The 18324-nt window shown below is 74.0% G+C and carries 22 protein-coding genes; 9 read left to right on the top strand and 13 right to left on the bottom strand.

What is annotated here, in order from left to right; all coding sequences use genetic code 11:
• Positions 1 to 73: 73 nt before the first annotated feature.
• Positions 74 to 871 carry a hypothetical protein gene (locus tag IH54_RS0115765; protein WP_031517179.1) on the bottom strand — a complete coding sequence of 266 codons (798 nt, stop codon included), beginning with the start codon at positions 869 to 871 and terminating at the stop codon, positions 74 to 76.
• Positions 872 to 1054: 183 nt separating this feature from the next.
• Positions 1055 to 1264 carry a hypothetical protein gene (locus IH54_RS0115770; protein WP_031517181.1) on the bottom strand — a complete coding sequence of 70 codons (210 nt, stop codon included), beginning with the start codon at positions 1262 to 1264 and terminating at the stop codon, positions 1055 to 1057.
• A gap of 544 nt (positions 1265 to 1808) precedes the next feature.
• Between IH54_RS0115770 and IH54_RS0115775 the strand changes: the two genes are divergently transcribed.
• Positions 1809 to 2300, top strand: coding sequence for a peptidylprolyl isomerase (locus IH54_RS0115775; RefSeq protein WP_043181101.1), 492 nt, complete (start codon positions 1809 to 1811; stop codon positions 2298 to 2300).
• Positions 2301 to 2399: 99 nt separating this feature from the next.
• On the opposite strand, the gene IH54_RS0115780 is transcribed toward IH54_RS0115775, so the two are convergent.
• Entirely contained in the window at positions 2400 to 3056 is a 657-nt protein-coding gene (locus tag IH54_RS0115780; protein ID WP_031517185.1) for a PhzF family phenazine biosynthesis protein, read from the bottom strand.
• A gap of 187 nt (positions 3057 to 3243) precedes the next feature.
• Here IH54_RS0115780 and IH54_RS0115785 point away from each other — a divergent pair, with 187 nt between their 5' ends.
• A complete protein-coding gene (locus IH54_RS0115785; protein ID WP_052397515.1) occupies positions 3244 to 3540 on the top strand; it encodes a dsRBD fold-containing protein in 297 nt (98 codons plus the stop codon).
• 40 nt (positions 3541 to 3580) lie between these two features.
• Here the strand turns inward: IH54_RS0115785 and IH54_RS0115790 are convergent, their stop codons facing one another.
• Positions 3581 to 4018, bottom strand: coding sequence for a nuclear transport factor 2 family protein (locus tag IH54_RS0115790; protein WP_031517190.1), 438 nt, complete (start codon positions 4016 to 4018; stop codon positions 3581 to 3583).
• A gap of 324 nt (positions 4019 to 4342) precedes the next feature.
• On the opposite strand from IH54_RS0115790, the gene IH54_RS0115795 reads away from it, so the two are divergent.
• The gene (locus IH54_RS0115795; RefSeq protein WP_159011863.1) at positions 4343 to 4933 is read left to right on the top strand and encodes a hypothetical protein; all 591 of its coding nucleotides are present in this window, start codon (positions 4343 to 4345) and stop codon (positions 4931 to 4933) included.
• 52 nt (positions 4934 to 4985) lie between these two features.
• Here the strand turns inward: IH54_RS0115795 and IH54_RS0115800 are convergent, their stop codons facing one another.
• Complete coding sequence (locus IH54_RS0115800) at positions 4986 to 5555, bottom strand: TetR/AcrR family transcriptional regulator (RefSeq protein ID WP_031517194.1); 570 nt, start codon at positions 5553 to 5555, stop codon at positions 4986 to 4988.
• A 97-nt stretch (positions 5556 to 5652) separates the two neighbouring features.
• Here IH54_RS0115800 and IH54_RS0115805 point away from each other — a divergent pair, with 97 nt between their 5' ends.
• A complete protein-coding gene (locus IH54_RS0115805) occupies positions 5653 to 6576 on the top strand; it encodes an SDR family oxidoreductase (RefSeq protein ID WP_031517196.1) in 924 nt (307 codons plus the stop codon).
• Positions 6577 to 6612: 36 nt separating this feature from the next.
• On the opposite strand, the gene IH54_RS0115810 is transcribed toward IH54_RS0115805, so the two are convergent.
• Positions 6613 to 7191 (bottom strand): TetR-like C-terminal domain-containing protein, encoded by a 579-nt coding sequence (locus IH54_RS0115810; RefSeq protein WP_031517198.1) that lies wholly within the window; start codon positions 7189 to 7191, stop codon positions 6613 to 6615.
• Between the two features lie 75 nt (positions 7192 to 7266).
• On the opposite strand from IH54_RS0115810, the gene IH54_RS0115815 reads away from it, so the two are divergent.
• Together IH54_RS0115815 and IH54_RS0115820 are read left to right on the top strand one after the other, a co-directional pair.
• On the top strand, positions 7267 to 8550 hold the full coding sequence (locus IH54_RS0115815) for an MFS transporter (protein ID WP_031517200.1): 1284 nt from the start codon (positions 7267 to 7269) through the stop codon (positions 8548 to 8550).
• A gap of 103 nt (positions 8551 to 8653) precedes the next feature.
• A complete protein-coding gene (locus IH54_RS0115820; RefSeq protein WP_031517202.1) occupies positions 8654 to 9124 on the top strand; it encodes a carboxymuconolactone decarboxylase family protein in 471 nt (156 codons plus the stop codon).
• 128 nt (positions 9125 to 9252) lie between these two features.
• On the opposite strand, the gene IH54_RS0115825 is transcribed toward IH54_RS0115820, so the two are convergent.
• The gene (locus IH54_RS0115825) at positions 9253 to 9645 is read right to left on the bottom strand and encodes a DUF5997 family protein (RefSeq protein ID WP_031517204.1); all 393 of its coding nucleotides are present in this window, start codon (positions 9643 to 9645) and stop codon (positions 9253 to 9255) included.
• Between the two features lie 118 nt (positions 9646 to 9763).
• On the opposite strand from IH54_RS0115825, the gene IH54_RS0115830 reads away from it, so the two are divergent.
• On the top strand, positions 9764 to 10540 hold the full coding sequence (locus tag IH54_RS0115830; RefSeq protein ID WP_043181129.1) for a LysR substrate-binding domain-containing protein: 777 nt from the start codon (positions 9764 to 9766) through the stop codon (positions 10538 to 10540).
• A gap of 71 nt (positions 10541 to 10611) precedes the next feature.
• Here the strand turns inward: IH54_RS0115830 and IH54_RS0115835 are convergent, their stop codons facing one another.
• From IH54_RS0115835 to IH54_RS0115860, 6 genes are all read right to left on the bottom strand, one after another.
• Positions 10612 to 11562 carry an ABC transporter substrate-binding protein gene (locus tag IH54_RS0115835; protein ID WP_234343540.1) on the bottom strand — a complete coding sequence of 317 codons (951 nt, stop codon included), beginning with the start codon at positions 11560 to 11562 and terminating at the stop codon, positions 10612 to 10614.
• 264 nt (positions 11563 to 11826) lie between these two features.
• Positions 11827 to 12495, bottom strand: a complete 669-nt coding sequence (locus IH54_RS0115840; RefSeq protein WP_031517211.1) for an ABC transporter permease — start codon at positions 12493 to 12495, stop codon at positions 11827 to 11829.
• Positions 12492 to 13214, bottom strand: a complete 723-nt coding sequence (locus IH54_RS0115845; protein ID WP_031517213.1) for an ABC transporter permease — start codon at positions 13212 to 13214, stop codon at positions 12492 to 12494. Before IH54_RS0115845 ends, IH54_RS0115840 begins: the two co-directional genes overlap by 4 nt.
• On the bottom strand, positions 13211 to 14386 hold the full coding sequence (locus tag IH54_RS0115850) for an ABC transporter ATP-binding protein (RefSeq protein WP_031517214.1): 1176 nt from the start codon (positions 14384 to 14386) through the stop codon (positions 13211 to 13213). The genes IH54_RS0115845 and IH54_RS0115850 overlap by 4 nt, the downstream gene beginning before the upstream one ends.
• A 273-nt stretch (positions 14387 to 14659) precedes the next feature.
• On the bottom strand, positions 14660 to 14878 hold the full coding sequence (locus IH54_RS0115855) for a fascin domain-containing protein (RefSeq protein ID WP_159011865.1): 219 nt from the start codon (positions 14876 to 14878) through the stop codon (positions 14660 to 14662).
• A 157-nt stretch (positions 14879 to 15035) separates the two neighbouring features.
• Entirely contained in the window at positions 15036 to 15968 is a 933-nt protein-coding gene (locus tag IH54_RS0115860; RefSeq protein WP_031517218.1) for an aldo/keto reductase, read from the bottom strand.
• A gap of 234 nt (positions 15969 to 16202) precedes the next feature.
• Between IH54_RS0115860 and IH54_RS0115865 the strand changes: the two genes are divergently transcribed.
• On the top strand, positions 16203 to 17312 hold the full coding sequence (locus IH54_RS0115865; protein ID WP_031517220.1) for a PP2C family protein-serine/threonine phosphatase: 1110 nt from the start codon (positions 16203 to 16205) through the stop codon (positions 17310 to 17312).
• A 114-nt stretch (positions 17313 to 17426) separates the two neighbouring features.
• Positions 17427 to 18257, top strand: coding sequence for a slipin family protein (locus IH54_RS0115870; RefSeq protein ID WP_078862245.1), 831 nt, complete (start codon positions 17427 to 17429; stop codon positions 18255 to 18257).
• Positions 18258 to 18324 lie beyond the last annotated feature (67 nt).

The raw sequence follows: 18324 nt of genomic DNA on the forward strand, positions 1-18324 counted from the left end.
GCGGCCCGGGGCCGGTGCCGGCCGCTCTCGGCCGCCGGGGACGCGGAGCGCCCGCGGCCGGTGTGCCGGGCGCTCACGGCAGCAGCCAGTCGACCGGGCGCTGCGCGGGCAGCAGCACCGAACCGCTGACCGGCGTGAGCGAGGCCGGGCGGAAGGGGGGGCCGCCGCGCGACCAGCGGTAGCCGCTCGCGCTGCCCGCGGCGCGGTCCAGGCGCACGGTGACGGCCACCGCCGTGCCGTGCGGGGCGAGGGCCGCACCGAGGCGGGTGTCGCCGAGGAAGCCGGCGATCTGCGCGGCGCTCTGCGGCTCGCGCCCCACCGCCGCGACCGTGCCGCGCAGCACGCCGTACCGTTCCGCGGGCACCGACTCCACCGTCAGCTCCACCCGCGACCCCACCGGCACCGCCGCGCCGCCCGTCGCGTAGAGCACGGCCTCCAGCGGGTCGTCCGGCGACGTGGCCAGCTCCACGCCCGCGACCTGCGTGCCCGCCGCCACCACCGTGCCGATCCCGGCGGGCAGCGCGGTCAGCCGCCCGCCCGCGACCATCCGCACCGCTTGCGTCCCCTGCGCCGTCCGCACGTCCAGCAGCGGGGCGCCGGCCGCCAGCAGGTCGCCGACCCGGGCCCGTACGTCCACCACCTGGCCCGCGAGCGGGCTCTGCAGCACGTAGCCGCCGCGGCCGCGGGTCAGCGCGCCCGGCAGCGTCGTGCGGGAGGCCACCGAGCCGCCCACCGCCCACACCGCCGCCGCGGCCAGCACCACCAGGGCGACCGCCAGCGCCGGCAGCCCCTGCGGCCGGGCGAGCCGCACCGGCAGGTCCAGCTCCTCCGGGGAGCGCAGCCTGGCCAGCGCCTTCTGCCGGAATTCCACCCGCCCCTCCCTCCCTTTCCCTCGCGTCCCCGGCGATCCCGGGGAGCCCCCTGACAGCCCCGTGGACCCCGGGCTGTCAGGCCCCGGGGTCCACGGTCGATCCCTGTCCGCCGTCCGCGCGCTGCTGCGCCCGTCCGACGGCCGTGCCCGGCGGGTCAGCGCCGGCCGGTCACGCGTGCCCGGTCACAGACCGGCGGTGAGCCCGGTCAGCGGCGCGATGTCCAGACCGGTCGCCGAGGTGGCGAGACCCGCGACGTCGGAGACGGTCGGAAGCATCGAGTCGACCGTCCAGACCGTGTCGAGAACCGGGCCGAGAATGCCGCCGGAGACGCTGTCCAGCTCGCTGTCGGCAATCTCTCGGGTCTCGACCTGCGGGGTGGTGTCCTTGCGCATGGCTGGTTGTTCCCTTCGCTCAGCCGATTGTTCCGAAAACCCTGCCGACCGGGTGGACGCCGTAATCAGGGCAGGACGATCACCACGCCCGTCCGGTGCCAGGGAATTACGCGGCGGATCGGTTCGACCGCCGCATGGCGAACGATGCAACCACGTCCCCGCCGACCGGGCCACCCGCGGTCGCGGGCCGGTCAGGGCAGGTGGGCGGGGTGTGACGGATCCCCGCACCGGATGCCGACGAATTCTTCACACGGCTTTCCCCTGGGAATTCGCACACCGTGCGGGGGCACCGGAGGATCCACTCTTTCCGTCGAACACCTCTGCGCACAAACGTCCCTGCCGGAAGCGCGGGTGGACGGTTCGCCGGGTGTGTGTGCAGAGTCTGCACCCGTGATGTGCGGTCCCGCCGAAAACCGTATTCGTGGGGTCACGTCGGCAGACGGGCGGGAGATCAGGGCATCTGCCGCCATGTCGGAATTCCGGACACCGGCCGCGCCGCCCCCGGCGCGCGGACGGCGCGGCCGGGGATGCGAGGATGGGCCCCATGAACAATGTGTACTTCGACATCTCGATCGACGGGAAGCCCGCCGGGCGCATCGTCTTCCGGCTCTTCGACGACGTGGTGCCCAACACCGCCAAGAACTTCCGCGAGCTGGCCACGGGCGTGCACGGCTTCGGGTACGCGGGCTCCGCCTTCCACCGGATCATCCCGGCCTTCATGCTCCAGGGCGGCGACTTCACCTCCGGTGACGGCCGCGGCGGCAAGAGCATCTACGGCGAGAAGTTCCAGGACGAGAACTTCCAGCTCAAGCACGACCGCCCGTTCCTGCTCTCGATGGCGAACGCCGGGCCGAACACCAACGGCTCGCAGTTCTTCGTCACCACCGTGGTGACCGACTGGCTGGACGGCAAGCACGTCGTCTTCGGTGAGGTCGTCGAGGGCCAGGAGCTCGTCAAGACGATCGAGGGCAAGGGCTCGCGCAGCGGCACGCCGTCCGCGAAGGTCGTCATCACCGAGTCCGGCATCGTCGACTGACCGACTTCGACCACGCCCCCGCCGCTCGGCGGGGCAACCGCGAGGGCCCCCGGCGCACCGCCGGGGGCCCTCGCGTCGCACGGGATGCTTCTCTGGATGTCAGAGGGACTCCTGGCCGTCCAGTCGCACCCGCCCGCCGACCTCGATGACGCCGTCCGGGCGCGGCGCGGTCATGATCTGCGAGCCGCGGCCCTGCGCGATGTTCAGCGCCCGTCCCAGCCGCTCGGTGAGCAGCAGGGCGGCGGCGCCGGTCGCCTCGTCCTCGTCGATCCCGTCGCCGCGGCCCGGGAAGGCCCGCGCCCTGACCCGGCCCGCGGCCTTGTCCAGCCAGGCCCACGCGTAGATCCACTCGCCGGGCGGCGGCACCTCCAGCGCGTCCACCTCCGCCGCCGAGCCGTACTGGAGCAGGGTGCGCGGCGGCGCCCAGGCCGCCATCGCCTCGATCCAGCAGAACTCCCCGTCCAGCCGGACGCCCACCACGCCCGCGGGCGTCACCAGCTCCGGCAGGTCGAGCAGCCAGCCCGTGCCGACGCAAGGGTGCCCGGCGAAGGGCAGCCGCAGGGAGGGGGTGTAGATGTCGACGGCGCCGCGCTCGGGGTCGTCGACGAAGACGGTCTCGCTGAAGCCCAACTTCCCGGCGAGCCGCTGCCGGTCGAGGGCATCGGGCACGGCGGAGCCGTCGCGGACGACGGCGAGCTCGTTGCCGTGCCGCCCGTCGGCTCCGCAGAAGACGCGAAGGACGTCGTATTCGGTCACGCGCGCAGTCAACCACGTCCCGCGGCGACGACGTCGGGCGAGGCCAGGAGCGTTTGCCGGGGGAAGGACCGGGCAGGCGAGCGGACACAAGGGGGCCGGACGCGGCACGCGCGGCGACCGACCGTCGGCACGTGCGGTACGGGGCGGGGTCCGGCACGCAATCGCGCACGGATGGGACGGTCTCGTGATGCAGCAGCAGACAGCGCCGAAGGCGCGCACCAAGTCCTGGACCCTCAACCTGGAGATCGCCGAGGAGAGCAAGGACGCGACCACCGTCGAGGCCGCGCTCGACACCGGCGAACGCACCCTGCGCACGCAGGCCACCGCGCAGCGGAACCCCGGCGACCCGCCCGCCCCCGAGATCGGCGACGAGTACGCGGCCGGGCGCGCGCTGCTGGACCTGGGCAGGCAGCTGCTCCGGATGGCCACGGTGGACGCCGCGGCCAACGAGAAGTCCGCCTCCCACGAGCCGCCGGCCCGCTGAACCGGCGGGGCTCGGGCCGGGACGTCCGCGCGCCCGGGCGTCAGCGCTCGGCGGGGACCGGGGCCGGCAGCAGTCCGTCGGCGAGGAGCCCGGCGTGGATCGCCACGGCGACGATCTGCACCGCGGACTGCGGGCGGATCAGCACCGTGATCTCGGTGATCCGCCGGGCGCCGTCGAAATGCAGCAGGTCGATGCCGTGGATCTGCCGGCCCTTGACGGTCGCCTGGAAGGGCAGTGCGGTGGCGGTGGCCCGCGCCCCGTCCGCGCCGCGCTCCGCGGCGCCGTCGAGCCGGCCGCCGTACTGGACGTCCTCGAAGGTGCGGTAGAGCACCCCGAAGAGCCCGGTCACCAGTCGCCTGCCCTCGAACGGCCGGAATTTGACGGGGCTGTAGAAACGGATGTCGTCGGTGAAGAGGTCGTCGAGCGCCGACAGATCCCGGTTCTCGACGGCGGCGCGAAAGCGCTCTGCGGTGGCCACGGGCGTACCTCCCCTGTGAAGCCCTGGCTGGGGGCCTCTTCGCGATAGTCATGAAGGTGACTAGTCACAGTGTTGACTATGCCGCGGTCAGGTGTGGCCATTTCACGCCACTGCTCGCGCGCGCCACTGCCCCGGTCCGACCGGCCGGGGCGGCGGCGCGCGGGCGGTCACCGGGCGGACGGCGGGAACCGCGGGAGCGGCGGGCGCCGTCTCAGCGGGCACCTGGCACCTGGCACCTGGCAGCGGGCACCTGGCAGCGGGCAGCGGGCAGCGGGCAGCGGGCAGCGGGCAGCGGGCACCTGGCATCGGCGGAGGGGCGGGGTGGTGACGGACACCGCGGACGAGAGCGCATTCGACGGTACGGACGCCCCGGTCACCCGGCGCGAGGTCGTCCGGCTCGCCGAGCAGCACGGCTTCGGTGCCGCCCACGGGAGCGTCGCCCTCGGCGGCGGTGACGCCGGCTGCGCGGCCGTCGCGCTGGCGGTGGCGCTGCTGCCCCCGGGGATCGGCCTGCTCGCCGGGCCCTTCGGGCCGGTCGCGGCGTCCGTCGGCGCCACGCTGATCATGGCGGGGCTCGCGGTCCCCGTCCTGGCCTTCGGCTACGAGCGGCGGCGCGACGCCCGTATTCCGCGGCTGCACCTCTTCGACGGCGGGCTCGTCATCGGCTACCCGCCGTCGCGCTCGTCCGGTCCGACCCGCCCGGAGGGCTTCGCCGTCCTGCCGTGGTCCGACGTCCGGGTCGTCGAGCGGGTCCACACCTCCACCATCGGCCAGGGCGGCTCCGTCCAGCGCGTGTGGCGGCTCGAACTGCACGTCCGCGGCGGCCCGCTGCTCTGCTCGCTGGGCGACACCCACCTCGGTCTGCGGGCCCTCCGGCTCGCCCTCGCGGGCGGTGCGGACACCGCAGACGCCTGACCGTGCGACGGCCTGACCGTACGCGTGCACGGCCAGGCCGCACGACCGGGGCCTACGATCCGCCCGTGACGACGTCGCCCAGCGCGTCCAGCGTCCCGCGCATCAGCTCGGGCAGGCCGCGGGTCTCCTCGGCCGCGACCCAGCGCTCGAAGCCGACCTTGAAGACGGCGATGCCCGCCTCCGCGGTCACCGTCGCCGCGGGCTCGGGCACCCCGCGGTCGCGCAGGGCGGCGGAGACCGCGGCCGACAGCGCCGCGAGTTTGATCAGCTCGCGCTCCAACAGGTTGGCGTTGGCCATGATCACCGCCTGCCGCTTGCGCGCGAAGTCCCGGCGGTCGGTGAACAGTTCGGCCGCCGCGTCCAGCCCGGCAGCCACCGCCCGGAGCGGTCCGGCGTCGGCGGGGGCGCCCGCGACCGCCGTCACGAACGTCTCCTGGAGCGTGGCGCTGCCCGCGAACAGCACCTCGCGCTTGTCGGCGTAGTGCCGGAAGAACGTCCGCTCGGTCAGCCCGGCGCGGCCGGCGATCTCCGCGACGGTCGTCTGCTCGTAGCCGCGCTCGCGGTAGAGGTCCAGCGCGGCCCTCGCCAGCCGGCCGGGTGTGTCCGGCTCCCATCTGCCCATGGCTGGATTTTACTCTGACGACAGGGACTGACATCAGGTGTTAGTGTCGATGACAGCAACTGACATCACCTGACACCGATTTTCTGGGGTTCTCGCCATGCGTTATTTCGTCACCGGTGCGTCCGGCTGGATCGGTTCCGCCACCGTGGCCGAGCTGATCGCCGCCGGCCACCAGGTCAGCGGTCTGGCACGTTCCGACGCCTCCGCCGCCTCGCTCGCCGCGGCGGGCGCGGACGCCGTCCGCGGCACGATCGACGACCTCGACGTCCTGCGGGAGGCGGCCGCCGCCTCCGACGGGGTGATCCACCTCGCCTTCAAGCACGACACCGCCTTCTCCGGCGGCTTCCAGGAGGCCGCCGAGGCCGACCGCCGCGCCGTCGACGCGTTCGGTGAGGCGCTCGCCGGCAGCGACCGCCCGCTGGTGCTCGCCTCCGGCGTGGCGGGCCTCAAGCCGGGCCGGCTCGCGACCGAGCGGGACATGCCGCAGATCGACGGCTCCCCGCTGTCCATCCGCGGGACGACCGCGGAGGCCGTGCTCGCGCTGGCCCCGCGCGGCGTGCGCTCGTCGGTCGTCCGGATCGCGCCGACCGCCCACGGCGACGGCGACCACGGCTTCGTCGCGAGCCTGATCTCCTTCGCCCGCGACAAGGGCTCGGCCGGCTACATCGGCGACGGCGCCAACCGCTGGCCCGCCGTCCACCGCTCCGACGCGGCGAAGCTGTTCGCCCTCGCGGCGGACAAGGCCCCGGCCGGTTCGGTGCTGCACGCCGTCGGCGAGCAGGGCGTGCCCTTCCGCGAGCTCGCCGAGCGGATCGGCCGCCACCTCGGGTTGCCGGTCGCCTCGGTCGCGCCCGAGGAGGCGGGCGGGTACTTCGGCTGGATGAGCGGCTTCGTCGGCCTGGACGCCCCGTCCTCCAGCGACCTCACCCAGGAACTGCTCGGCTGGCGGCCGACCGGGCCGGGCCTGCTGGCCGACCTGGACGAGGGCCACTACTTCCGCGCGGCGGGCGCCGGGGTCTGAGCGGACCTCCGGCGGCGGGCCGGGGTGCGGAGTCCGTCAGGCCGCGGGCGCCGGGTCCGCATCGCGGCTCGCGAGCAGGGCCCCGACCAGGCCCCGGGCCCAGTCGCCGGAGGCGGGCTGATTGCTGAAGACGGCCCGGTAGTAGAGCGGGCCGAGCAGCATGTCGACGGCCCGCTCCACGTCGGGGACGGCCCCGCCGCGGGCGCGCTCGCGGCCGATGATCGCCGCGAGCTGCTCGTGCCGGTCGGCGGCGCACGCGCAGCCGCCCTCGGGGCCGGAGCCGATGGTGGCGCGCATCAGGGCCAGGACGTCGGGGTCGGCGAGGTCGGTGGCGACGTCGCCCATCCACCGCTCCAGGTCGGCGTCCAGTGCGCCGGTGTCGGGCACCACCACGTCACCGCTGAAGCGGCTGGTGGCGACATCGGCCAGCAGTTGGGCCACCGAGCCCCAGCGCCGGTAGACGGTGGTCGGGTGGACGCCCGCCCGTGCGGCGACCACCGGGATGGTGAGCGGTTCGGCCGGTTCGGCGGCGACCAGTTCGGCGACGGCGCGGTGGACGGCGGCCCGCACCCGGGCCGACCGGCCGCCGGGGCGCCGCTGGGCTGCTTCGGTCATACGGAAATTATCGCACTGGTCACTGCGTTAGCCTAGGAGCCGCTAACGCAATGATCACTGCATTCGGAGAGATCCATGACCGTCGCGCCGAACTCCCAGGAGCCCGGACCCGCCGCACCGCCCGCCCCTCTTCTCCCGCGTGCCGGCGTCCCCCGGCGCGGCCTCGGCCGCGGCCCCGCCTTCGCCGTCATAGCCGCGATCTTCGTCCTCTTCATGGCCGCCTCCAGCGCGCCCTCCCCCCTCTACGTCGTCTACCAGCACGCGTGGGGCTTCTCCGCGACCATGCTGACCACCGTCTTCGCGGTGTACGTGGCGGGCATGATCGGCGCGCTGCTCGTCCTGGGCGCGCTGTCCGACCACGTCGGACGCCGTCCCGTCCTGCTGTCCGCCATCGCCCTGGAAGCGGTGGCCATGGTGCTCTTCATCACCGCGGGCGACGTCTCCGTCCTGCTCACCGCCCGCTTCGTGCAGGGCGTCGCCACGGGCGGCGCCATGACGACGCTCGGGGCGGCCCTGGTCGACCTCAACCCGCCGTACGCACCGCACCGCGCCGGCGTGGTCAGCGGCGCCGCCCCCGCCTTCGGACTCGCGGTGGGCTCGCTGGGCTGCGGCTTCCTGGTGCAGTACGGGCCGCACCCGACGCGGCTGGTGTACGTGCTGCTGCTCGCCGGGCTGGTCGCCGCGGGGATCGTCGCCGCGCTGCTGCCGGAGACCTCGCAGCGCCGCCCCGGCGCCGTACGGTCGCTCCAGCCGCGGCTCGGCGTCGCACCCCGACTGCGGGCCGACCTGCTCGCCCTGGTGCCGATCCTGGTCGCCAGCTGGGCGCTCGGCGGGCTCTACCTCGCGCTCGGGCCCTCGGTGGCCGCGGGGCTGTTCGGGCTGTCGAGCCACGTCATCGGCGGCCTGGTCGTCACGCTGCTGTGCGCGCCCGCGTCCGTGACGGCCTTCGCGCTGCGGCCCTGGCCGACCGAGCGGACCCTCGCCCTGGGCGCGAGCATGCTCGCGCTCGGCACGGGCGTGGGCCTGGCCGGCGTGGAGGCGGACTCGGTCACCGCGGCGGCGCTCGGCACCGCGCTGGCCGGCGTCGGCTTCGGGGCCGCGGGCCTGGCGAGCTTCGGCACGCTGGCGCGCATCGCCGGACCGGCCGAGCGCGGAGAGCTGTTCGCGGTCGCCTTCGTCATCTCCTACCTGGCCTTCAGCATCCCCGCCGTCATCGCGGGCTTCGCCACCACCGACGTCGGGCTGCACCGCACCGCGGTCGTCTACAGCTCCGCCGTGATCGCCTTCGGCCTCCTCGCGCTCGTCGCCCAGCGCCTGCGGACCTCCCGCGCCGCCGCGCGCGCCTCGGCGGCCGGGTGACGCGGATCACTCCGCGGGGCGCCCGCGGCGGTCACATCCGGCCCGGCCCGGGAGTCAGTGCTGTGTAACCCGCCGCGAGGCCGACCACCGCAAGGAGACCGTCATGGACGCCCGTCTGAGCTACTACACCAACCCCGTCGGCGCCAAGGTCGCGAAGTACGTCAACTCCGCCGGCAAGGCCGTCACCGACTCGTCGCTGCCCGCCGCCACGCAGGAGCTGGTCAAGATCCGCGCCAGCCAGATCAACGGCTGCGGCGCCTGCCTGGACATGCACACCAAGGACGCCGCGGCCGCGGGGGAGACCGCGCTGCGGCTGAACCTGATCGGCGCCTGGCGGGAGGCCACGGTCTTCACCGAGGCCGAGCGCGCCGCCCTCGCGCTGACCGAGGCCGGCACCCGTCTCGCCGACGGCGCCGGGGTGGCCGACGACGTGTGGGCGGAGGCCGCCCGGCACTACGACGAGGAGCAGCTGACGGCGCTTGTGTGCCTGATCGGCGTGATCAACGTCTACAACCGGCTGAACGTCCTGACCCGCCAGCCGGCCGGCGACTACCAGCCCGGCCAGTGGGGCTGACCCGCCCCGCGCCCCGGAGGGCCGGTGTCCCGCCGAGGGCGGGCGCCGGCCCCCGGCGTACGCAGGACCGCCGGGCATGCGCGAGGGCCCGCCCCCGGAGGGACGGGCCCCGCGACCGCGGGCCGCCGTCAGCGGGCCTGATGGTCCTCCGCCGTGCGCTTCTCCTTGAGGCGGACCGCCTCCTTGCGCACCTCGGCCTGCGTGGCGCGCTCCTTCTCCAGCCACTGCGGGCTCTCCTGCTTGAGTGCCTCGACCTGCTCGGTGGTGAGTGCCTCGGTGACACCGCCGCGCGCCAGGCCCGCGATCGACACGCCCAGCTTCGCCGCCACGACCGGGCGCGGGTGCGGCCCGTCGCGGCGCAGGTCGCGCAGCCACTGCGGCGGGTCGGCCTGGAGCGCGTCCAGCTCCGTCCGGGAGACGACACCCTCCTGGAACTGCGCGGGGGTGGCCGGAAGGTACACGCCCAGCTTCTTGGCCGCCGTGGCGGGCTTCATCGTCTGGACGGATTTCTGCGACGTCATGCCCACAAGGGTAACGAGCGCGTGTGCCGCCCCCGACCATCGCCGATAGCCTTGCGGGGTGACCGGCACGCACGAGACGCACCCGACCCCCGACACCCCCGACGCTCCCGAGGGCTCTGTGGCCCCCGCGCCGCCCACCGCGCCCGGGGGGCCGGTCTTCCGGCTCGCGTACGTCCCCGGCGTGACCCCGTCCAAGTGGGTGCGGATCTGGGGCGAGCGGCTGCCGGACGTCCCGCTGGAGCTGGTCGCGGTGGCCCCCGCGGAGGCGGCGGGGCTGCTGCGGGGCCGCGGCGCCGACGCCGGGCTGCTGCGGCTGCCGGTCGACCGCACCGACCTCAGCGCGATCCCGCTCTACACCGAGGCGACCGTGGTGGTCGTCCCCAAGGACCACTTCGTGGCCGCCGCCGAGGAGGTCACGCTCGCCGACCTCGCCGACGAGCTGGTGCTGCACCCCCTCGACGACACCCTCGGCTGGGAGCGCCCGCCCGGCCGCCCCGCGCTGGAGCGCCCGGCGACCACCGCGGACGCCGTCGAACTGGTCGCGGCCGGGGTGGGCGTGCTGGTCGTCCCGCAGTCGCTGGCCCGGCTGCACCACCGCCGGGACCTCACCTACCGCACGGTCGCCGACGCACCGCAGTCCCAGGTCGCGCTGTCCTGGCGCGAGGACGCGACGACCGACCTGGTCGACGACTTCATCGGCATCGTCCGCGGCCGCACCGTCAACAGCACCCGCGGCCGCCGCGCCGCCGCGGACGCCGGGCCCGCCAAGGACGGTGCGGCGGCCGGCAAGGCCGCCGCGGGCCGGAAGAAGCCGGGCGCGGCCCGCACGCCCGCGGGCAAGGGCGCCCGGACGGCCGCCGCGGCGCGCCGCGGCAAGCCCCGCCGCCGTTCGTGACGCCACGCGCGTACGCGCCCGGACCGCCGTGTGCGGACCGGGCGCGTACGCATCGGGGCTCAGCCCACGCCTCAGCCCAGGCCGACCGACTTCAGCCAGGCCTTGGCCACGTCGAGCGGGTCCTTCTTGTCGTTCTGCACCTGGGCGTCCATGTCGAGCAGCGACTTCGTGTCGAGCTTGGCCGACACCGCGTTGAGCGCCGCGACGGCCTCCGGCGACAGGGCGGTCTTGGACACCATGGGCTGGACGTTCGCGATCCCGAAGAGCTTCTTCGGGTCCTGGAGCGTCACGAAGTGCTCGCGGGTGATCGACGCGTCCGTGGTGAAGACGTCGGCGGCCTGCACGCTGTTCGCCTTCAGCGCCTGCACGGTGAGCGGGCCGCCCGCGTCCAGCGGCTTGAAGGACTTCGGGTTCAGCCCGTACTGCGACTTCAGGCCCACCAGGCCCTGCTGCCGGGTCTGGAACTCCGGTGAGCCGCCCACCACGATGTCCGAGCCGTACTTGGCCAGGTCGGCGATCGTGGACTGCGACGTCAGGTGGTATTTCGCCGCGGTCTCCTTGTTGACCGTGAGCGAGTCCTTGTCCTCGGCCGGCGCCGGGTCCAGCATCGTCAGCGACGGGTCGAGCTTGGCCTCTATCGCCGCGGTCGCCGCCTCCGGCGTGGTGGGCGTGGCGCTCTTGTCCAGGTAGGACAGCAGCGAGCCGTTGAACTCCGGCAGCACGGTCACACTGCCGTTCTTGACGAGCCCGTAGGTGATCTCGCGGGTGCCGATGTTGGGCTTGTACTGGACGGTGACGCCCTTGGCCTTGAGCGCCTCGCCGTACAGGTCCATGAGCAGGACGCTCTCCGCGAAGTTGTTGGACCCGACGACCACGGTGCCGCTCTGCGGGTCCTTGCCCTTGCCGGTGCCGGACGCGGCCGGCGCCGCGGGCTTCAGCGGGTCGGAGTCGGACGAGGAGGAGTCGCTACAGCCCGCGAGGAGCGCCGCGGCCGTGGTCGCGGCGATGAGGATCGCCGTCACTCGGAGGTGTCGAGGGCCTGTGCTGCTGCTCTGCGAAGGTGAAGTCACGATTCCCGCTTCCGGGGGGTGAGGGTTCGGATGGCGTTCAATTGTCGTCGAAACGTCGGTTCCTGCACCGAATGATCCAATCCAGCGGCCGCAAAGGGCGTCAAGGCCGCCAGGGTCACCGATTGGCATCGATGCCCGCCGGGCGCGAAACGCGCCGTCCGCGCCCGACGGGACGTCAGATGTGCTATCGGCGCGTGTCCCCGGTGCCCGGCCCGGTCACCGGCCGCGCCGTACGCCGGGGGACACGACCAACCGTCCGACCAGCCAGAACAGCCCGATCATGGCGAGTGCGAGGGCTGCGATGAGCGTCGCCCCGCCCACCACGATCCGGTAGTTGTACTGGTAGAGGCCGTCGACGACGAAGCGGCCGAGACCGCCGAGCGAGACCGTCGCCGCGATCGCGGTGGTCGAGACCACCTGGATCGCCGCCGAGCGCAGCCCGCTGAGCACCAGCGGCAGCGCCATGGGCAGTTCGACCTGGAGGAGCACCGCGGCCGGCCCCAGGCCCATTCCGCGCGCCGCGTCCACCGGCGCGGGGTCGACGGTGCGCATCGCCTCGTAGGTCGTCACCAGGATCGGCGGCACGGCCAGCGCCACCAGCGGGATCATCACCGGGGTGAGGCCCAGGCCCAGCCAGAAGAACATCAGCACCAGCAGGCCGTAACTGGGCAGCGCCCGGGCCGCGGTGGCGATGAGCGCCAGCGCGTTGCCGCCGCGCCCGGTGTGGCCGGTCACCAGCCCGACGGGCAGCGCGAGTGCGGCGGCGATGCCCAGCGCGGTGAAGGTGTACTGGAGGTGCTCCAGCAGCCGGTGCGGGATGCCGTACGCGCCGTGCCAGTTGGCGCCGTCCCGGAAGAAGTCGCCGATGAAGTGGAAGAGGCTCATGACGCGGCCTCCGCAGGCGCCGGCTCGGCCTTCTCGACGGCGGCGGCGCGGGCAGCCCGGCCCGCGGCCCGGGCGCCGCGCGGCAGCCACGGGGTCAGCGCGGTGCGCAGCAGCACGAGCACGATGTCCATCAGCACCGACAGCACCGCGATGGACAGCACCGAGTTCAGCGCCAGGTTGGAGCGGTGGTAGAGGATCGCGTCCTGCAGCAGGTTGCCCAGCGCGCCCTGGTTGCCGATGATCGCGCCGACGCTCACCAGGCTGATGCTGGACGCGGTCGCGACCCGCAGCCCGGCGAAGATCGCCGGGACGGCGAGCGGCAGCTGCACCTTGAGATAGCGCTGGACGGGTCCGAGCCCCATCGCGGTGGCCGCCGACATCGTTTCCTGGGGCACCGATCTGACGCCGTCGACGATCGCCGGGACGAGGATCACCAGCGTGTAGACCGTCAGCGGGATCATCACCGTGGTCCTGGTCGCGCCGGTGTAGTCGATCAGGAAGACGAAGAAGGCCAGCGAAGGGATCGCGTACAGCACCGTGGTGACCCACAGCAGAGGCGGGTAGATCCAGCGGAAGCGCACGCACAGCTGCCCCAGCGGCAGCGCGACGGCCAGGCCGATCCCGACCGGGATCATCGCCTCCTGGATGTGCAGCCCCACCAGGCCGAGGTAGGAGTGCTGGAGGTCGCTGGGGATGTCGAAGAACCCCGCGCCGCTCATGTGGCCGCCCCGGCCTTGGAGACGGCGGCCCGGCCGGCGCCGCCGCCGTCCGTCCCGGTGGCGTGCGCGCTGCGGATCGCGGCGCCGATGGCCTCCTGCGAGACCACCCCGGCGACCGCGCCGTCGCCGTCCACGGCGACCGCCCAGCCGGTCGGCGAGAGCACCGCGCAGTCCAGCGCGTCCCGTAGCGACTCGCGCCCGGCCACGAAGGGTCTGCCGTGCGGCAGCAGCCCGTCCGCGCCCGTGCTGCCGGCCGTCGCGGCGGCTGCGGCGGCGTCGGCCGCGGGCGCCCAGCCCAGCGGCCGGCCCCCGGTGCCGGTGAGCAGGACGTACGGCGCTCCGGCCGCGGCTGCCCGCGCGGCGCGCTCGGCGTCCGCACCGGCCGGCAGCACGGGCTCGGTCAGCAGCTCCAGGCCCTGGGAGGAGAAGAACGACAGCCGCCGGATGCCGCGGTCGGTGCCGAGGAAGTCCTCGACGAAGGCGTCGGCGGGGGAGCTGAGCAGTTCGTGGGGCGGCGCGAACTGGGCCAGCAGGCCGCCGGTCCGCAGCACCGCGATCATGTCGCCGATCCGGATGGCCTCGTCGATGTCGTGGGTGACGAAGACGATGGTCTTGCCCAGTTCCTCCTGGATCCGCAGCAGTTCCCCCTGCAGGCTCTTGCGGACGATCGGGTCGACCGCGGAGAAGGGCTCGTCCATCAGCAGCACGGGCGGGTCGGCGGCGAGCGCCCGGGCCACGCCGACGCGCTGCTGCTGGCCGCCGGACAGCTGGTACGGGTAGCGCTTGGCGAGCCCTGCGTCGAGGCCGACCCGCTCCATGAGTTCGCGGGCCCGATCCCGGGCCCGGCCGCGGTCCCAGCCGAGCATGCGGGGGACGGTCGCGATGTTGTCGACGATGGTCCGGTGCGGGAAGAGCCCGGCGTTCTGGATGACGTAGCCCATGGACCGGCGCAGCGTGTTGACCGGCTGCTCGCGTACGTCCGCGCCGTCCAGCAGGATCCGCCCGGAGGTCGGCTCGACCATCCGGTTGATCATTCGCAGGGTGGTGGTCTTCCCGCATCCCGACGGGCCCACCAGGACGGTGATCGACCCGTCCGGGATCTCCAGCGACAGGCCGTCGACCGCCGTGGTGCCGTCGGGGTATCGCTTGGTAACTGACTCTATCTGTATCAAAGTGCCGAATACCCCTCGGGATCGGGCATGGACGGCCTGCCTCCGGTCGGTTTCGGACAGGCCGGTGCCAGAAGAGTCTAGACCGGGGCCTCACGAGCGGCCCGGTGTCACCTGCGGCGGGTCGTCCGGATGCTCCTCCCGGAGCCCGGTTGCAGCCCGCAGCGCACCGGTCGACGGGCGGGCGGGTCACCCGGATGGCCGTCCGGGGGTGGCCCGCCCGCCCTCCCGAAGCCCCGAGTGCCCGCGCGGGGGGCCAGTGGCCGGCGAGGTGCGTCAGCCGGTGACGAGGTCGAACTGCTCCCAGCCGCCGATGCCCGTGCGACTGGCGACCAGGGCGTCCGCCCCGCCGTTCTCCGCCGTGACGCAATTCCCGCCGGCGCGCGCCCGCAGGCTCACCGCCGCACGCCGGCGCGGCACATGCTGGAGAAAGTTCCGGCCGGGCGCGGCGGTGGACTGGGCGCGCATCACTTGCTGTTGCTGCTTCAACTTCAACGGATGAGCTCAGGCCCCGGGCACGGCCGTGGCCTGACCAGGCCACGGCCGTGCTGGAGTCCGCTGGATTCGGGCTGACCCGCGGTGGGGGAGGTGCGCCACGAAAGGTCGGATGAGGTGATTCAGGACTTGTCGGACGGTGCGGCCCTGCCCGCCTTCATGCGTCGGGTCCGGCCGGCCCGGACGCGCCCAGCAGGGCCATGTCCTCGTCCGTGAGCCGCAGTGCGCCCGCGGCCAGGTTGTCCGCCAGGTGGTCCGGGTCGCCGGTGCCCGGGATCGCCAGCACGTGCGGGCCCTGCCGTAGCGTCCAGGCCAGCCGCACCTGCGCCGCCGACACGCCGTGCGCTGCCGCGACGGCCGCCACGGCCTCGTCGGTGTCCCCGGGGGCCGTGCCCGCGCCCAGCTCCCGGCCCTCGCCGGCGATCGAGTAGAACGGCACGAAGGCGATGCCCAGTTCGCCGCACTCGCGCACCAGCGGGGCGCTGCGCCGGTCGCCGAGCCCGAACATGTTCTGCACGCACACCACCGGCGCGACGGTGCGGGCCTCGGCGAGCTGGGCGGACGTCACGTTCGACACCCCCAGACAGCGGATCAGCCCGGCGGCGCGCAGCTCCTCCAGCGCGCCCATGCGCTCGGCCACGCCGCCCGCCGGCACGGACGGCATGACGCGCAGGTTGACCAGGTCCAGGTGGTCGCGGCCGAGCTGGCGGAGGTTCTCCTCCACCTGGCCGCGCAGCTGGTCCGGCCGGGCGGCCGGCAGCCAGGCGCCCGAGGGGTCCCGGCCCGGGCCGACCTTGGTGGCGATCACCAGGTCGTCCGGGTACGGCGCGAGCGCGCGGTTGATCAGTTCGTTCGCCGAGCGCAGTGAGGAGAAGTAGAAGGCCGCGGTGTCGATGTGGTCGACGCCCAGTTCGACCGCCCGGCGCAGCACCGCGAGCGCCTGCCCGCGGTCGCGCGGCACCCCGTTGTGGAAGGCGGCGCTGCCGGTCAGGCGCATCGCGCCCAGCCCGATCCGGCGCACCGTCATGTCGCCGAGCCGCCAGGTGCCCGCCGCGCCGGCGGTGACCGAATGTGAGGTCGGAGAAGTCATGGACTCCCGTTTCTCCCGGAATCCCGCGGGGGAGGTCCCCGCGGAGCGACCCGGAGTATGACCCGCCGGGGACCGTGTCCGTAATGCCCGGCAGGGAGGGGAAAAGTCACAGCCGGCAGGGGAACGATGCGACGGCGCCGGGAGTTGATCCTGTGTCGGACGGTGGCGCTGGCGCGCCCCGTACGGCCGCCGGGCAGCACGGAAATTCCGGTTCGTCCCGTTAGGCTCGCCGGTGTGACGACGACGCAGCGGTCCGGCCCACGACGTGCGGCACCAGGGCGGTCCCGCCCCGCCCTGCTGGCGCCGATCCTGCTGACCCTGGCCATCGGCGTGGCCGCCCTCGTCACGCCGCGTGACGTCGCCATCAGCCGGATGCTGCCCGCCGCGCCCGCCCTCGCCGCCTCCAGCTGGTCGGTGGCCGCGACCGTCGGCCTCGGCCTGGTGGCGCTGGTCGTGGTGGTGATCGTCGACCTCACCTACCACCACCACACCGTGCTCTTCACCGGGGCCGCCATCGCCGCCGTCACCGCCGCCGCGGGTTACGCCTGCCACGTCCGGCTGGAGCGCGAGCGCGCCCTCCTCCAGGTCCGGTCGGTCGCCGAGGCCGCCCAGTCGGTCGTGCTGCGGCCCGTGCCGCCGCGGATCGGGGGCATGGCCGTCCAGACGCTGTACGTCGCCGCCGCGGCCGAGGCCAGGATCGGTGGCGACCTCTACGAGGTGGCCGACACCCCGTACGGCGTACGGCTGCTCATCGGGGACGTGCGCGGCAAGGGGCTGTCCGCGGTGGGGGTGGCGGGGGCGGTGGTCAACTCCTTCCGGGAGGCCGCCTACGACGAGCCGGACCTCGCCGCGCTGGCCCGGCGGCTGGACACCAGCCTCGTCCGCTACGGCGAGTCCTTCCCGTCCGACGAGTCCGCCGAGCGCTTCGCGACCGCGGTGCTGGCCCAGATCCCGCACGGCGGGGGTGACACGTCCGTGCTCAACTGCGGCCATCCCCCGCCGGTCCTGATCCGCGGCCGGGAGGTGCGTGCCCTGGAGCCCGCCGCCGCCTCGCCGCCGCTGAACATGGCGGGGCTGCTCGGCGCCGACTACGCGGTCGACACCGTCGCGCTGGCCCCCGGCGACCAGCTGCTGCTCTACACCGACGGCGTCACCGAGACCCGCGACCGCCAGGGCCGCTTCTTCCCGCTGCTCGACTGGCTCGGCAGCATGGACCCGGCGCCGCCGCGCGGCCTGCTCGACCAGCTGCACGACCGGCTGATCAGCTTCGGCGACGGCCTCGACGACGACATCGCGGCGCTCGTCGTCCAGGTGGAGGCGGACGCGGCGGGAAACGGCCGCTGACCCCCTTCCGCCCGCCGTGCGCGCGGGCCTTTCACACGTTCACGTGATCCTCGCGCGGCGTCCCGGCCCGATGCGAGGGATGCTGGAAGGGAGCCGACAGCGGGAGGCTGCGCCATGCCGAACCTCGGAATCGCCATCGTGCGGCAGTACGAGCGGGGAGTGGTTTTCCGGCTCGGGCAGTTGCGCGGAGTGCGCAAGCCCGGCTTCCATTTCATGATTCCGCTCTCCGACCGCATGTGGAAGGTCAGCCTGCGGACGGTCACGATGCCCGTGCCGTCGCAGCAGGTCATCACGCAGGACAACGTGTCGATCGGAGTCGCGGCCGTCGCCTACTTCCGCCGGGTGGACGCGGTGAAGGCGATCGTGGAGATCGAGGACGTGGCCCAGGCCGTCGGGCAGATCGCCCAGACCACGGTCCGGAACATCGTCGGCCGCTCGATGCTGGACCAGGTCCTCACCGACACCCAGACCCTCAACCTCGCCATCCGCGAGATCCTGGACGGCATCACCGAGCAGTGGGGTGTCCAGGTCTTCCTCGTGGAGCTCAAGGACATCGAGCTGCCGGTCACCATGCAGCGCGCCATGGCCCGCCAGGCGGAGGCCGAGCGGGAGAAGCGTGCCAAGATCATCGCGGCCGAGGGCGAGGCACTGAGCGCCGGCCGGCTCGCCGAGGCCGCCGACGTCATCGCCGACCACCCGTTGGCCCTGCAGCTGCGGAATCTCCAGGTCCTCGCCGAGATCGCGGCCGAGAAGAACAGCACCGTCGTCTTCCCCGCGCAGCTCCTGGACAGCGCCAGGGCCGTCGGCCGGTTCGTCACCGAGGAGAGCGGCCGCCCACCGGACCGGGACGCCCCGCTCCCGCGGGTCGATCCGGTGGAGGAACCCCCGGCCGTGGGAGGCTCCCGCGGCGACGACACGCCGCCGGAGATCGACGCTGGGCGGTGACCGCGGGCGGCGCGCCGCCGGACCGCGTCCGCACGCCTCGCGAGCCCGGTCCCGGGATCCCGAGGCG

It is taken from the genome of Streptomyces sp. NRRL F-5123 (assembly GCF_000721495.1).
In the GTDB taxonomy this organism is placed as follows: domain Bacteria; phylum Actinomycetota; class Actinomycetes; order Streptomycetales; family Streptomycetaceae; genus Actinacidiphila.

Excerpts from the sequence above, each read along its gene's own strand:
- IH54_RS0115815 (WP_031517200.1), top strand. The coding sequence starts at position 7,267 with ATGACCGTCGCGCCGAACTCCCAGGAGCCCGGACCCGCCGCACCGCCC.
- IH54_RS0115860 (WP_031517218.1), bottom strand. The coding sequence starts at position 15,968 with ATGACTTCTCCGACCTCACATTCGGTCACCGCCGGCGCGGCGGGCACC.
- IH54_RS0115810 (WP_031517198.1), bottom strand. The coding sequence starts at position 7,191 with ATGACCGAAGCAGCCCAGCGGCGCCCCGGCGGCCGGTCGGCCCGGGTG.
- IH54_RS0115820 (WP_031517202.1), top strand. The coding sequence starts at position 8,654 with ATGGACGCCCGTCTGAGCTACTACACCAACCCCGTCGGCGCCAAGGTC.
- IH54_RS0115805 (WP_031517196.1), top strand. The coding sequence starts at position 5,653 with ATGCGTTATTTCGTCACCGGTGCGTCCGGCTGGATCGGTTCCGCCACC.
- IH54_RS0115845 (WP_031517213.1), bottom strand. The coding sequence starts at position 13,214 with ATGAGCGGCGCGGGGTTCTTCGACATCCCCAGCGACCTCCAGCACTCC.
- IH54_RS0115785 (WP_052397515.1), top strand. The coding sequence starts at position 3,244 with ATGCAGCAGCAGACAGCGCCGAAGGCGCGCACCAAGTCCTGGACCCTC.
- IH54_RS0115870 (WP_078862245.1), top strand. The coding sequence starts at position 17,427 with ATGCCGAACCTCGGAATCGCCATCGTGCGGCAGTACGAGCGGGGAGTG.
- IH54_RS0115775 (WP_043181101.1), top strand. The coding sequence starts at position 1,809 with ATGAACAATGTGTACTTCGACATCTCGATCGACGGGAAGCCCGCCGGG.
- IH54_RS0115840 (WP_031517211.1), bottom strand. The coding sequence starts at position 12,495 with ATGAGCCTCTTCCACTTCATCGGCGACTTCTTCCGGGACGGCGCCAAC.
- IH54_RS0115825 (WP_031517204.1), bottom strand. The coding sequence starts at position 9,645 with ATGACGTCGCAGAAATCCGTCCAGACGATGAAGCCCGCCACGGCGGCC.
- IH54_RS0115800 (WP_031517194.1), bottom strand. The coding sequence starts at position 5,555 with ATGGGCAGATGGGAGCCGGACACACCCGGCCGGCTGGCGAGGGCCGCG.
- IH54_RS0115770 (WP_031517181.1), bottom strand. The coding sequence starts at position 1,264 with ATGCGCAAGGACACCACCCCGCAGGTCGAGACCCGAGAGATTGCCGAC.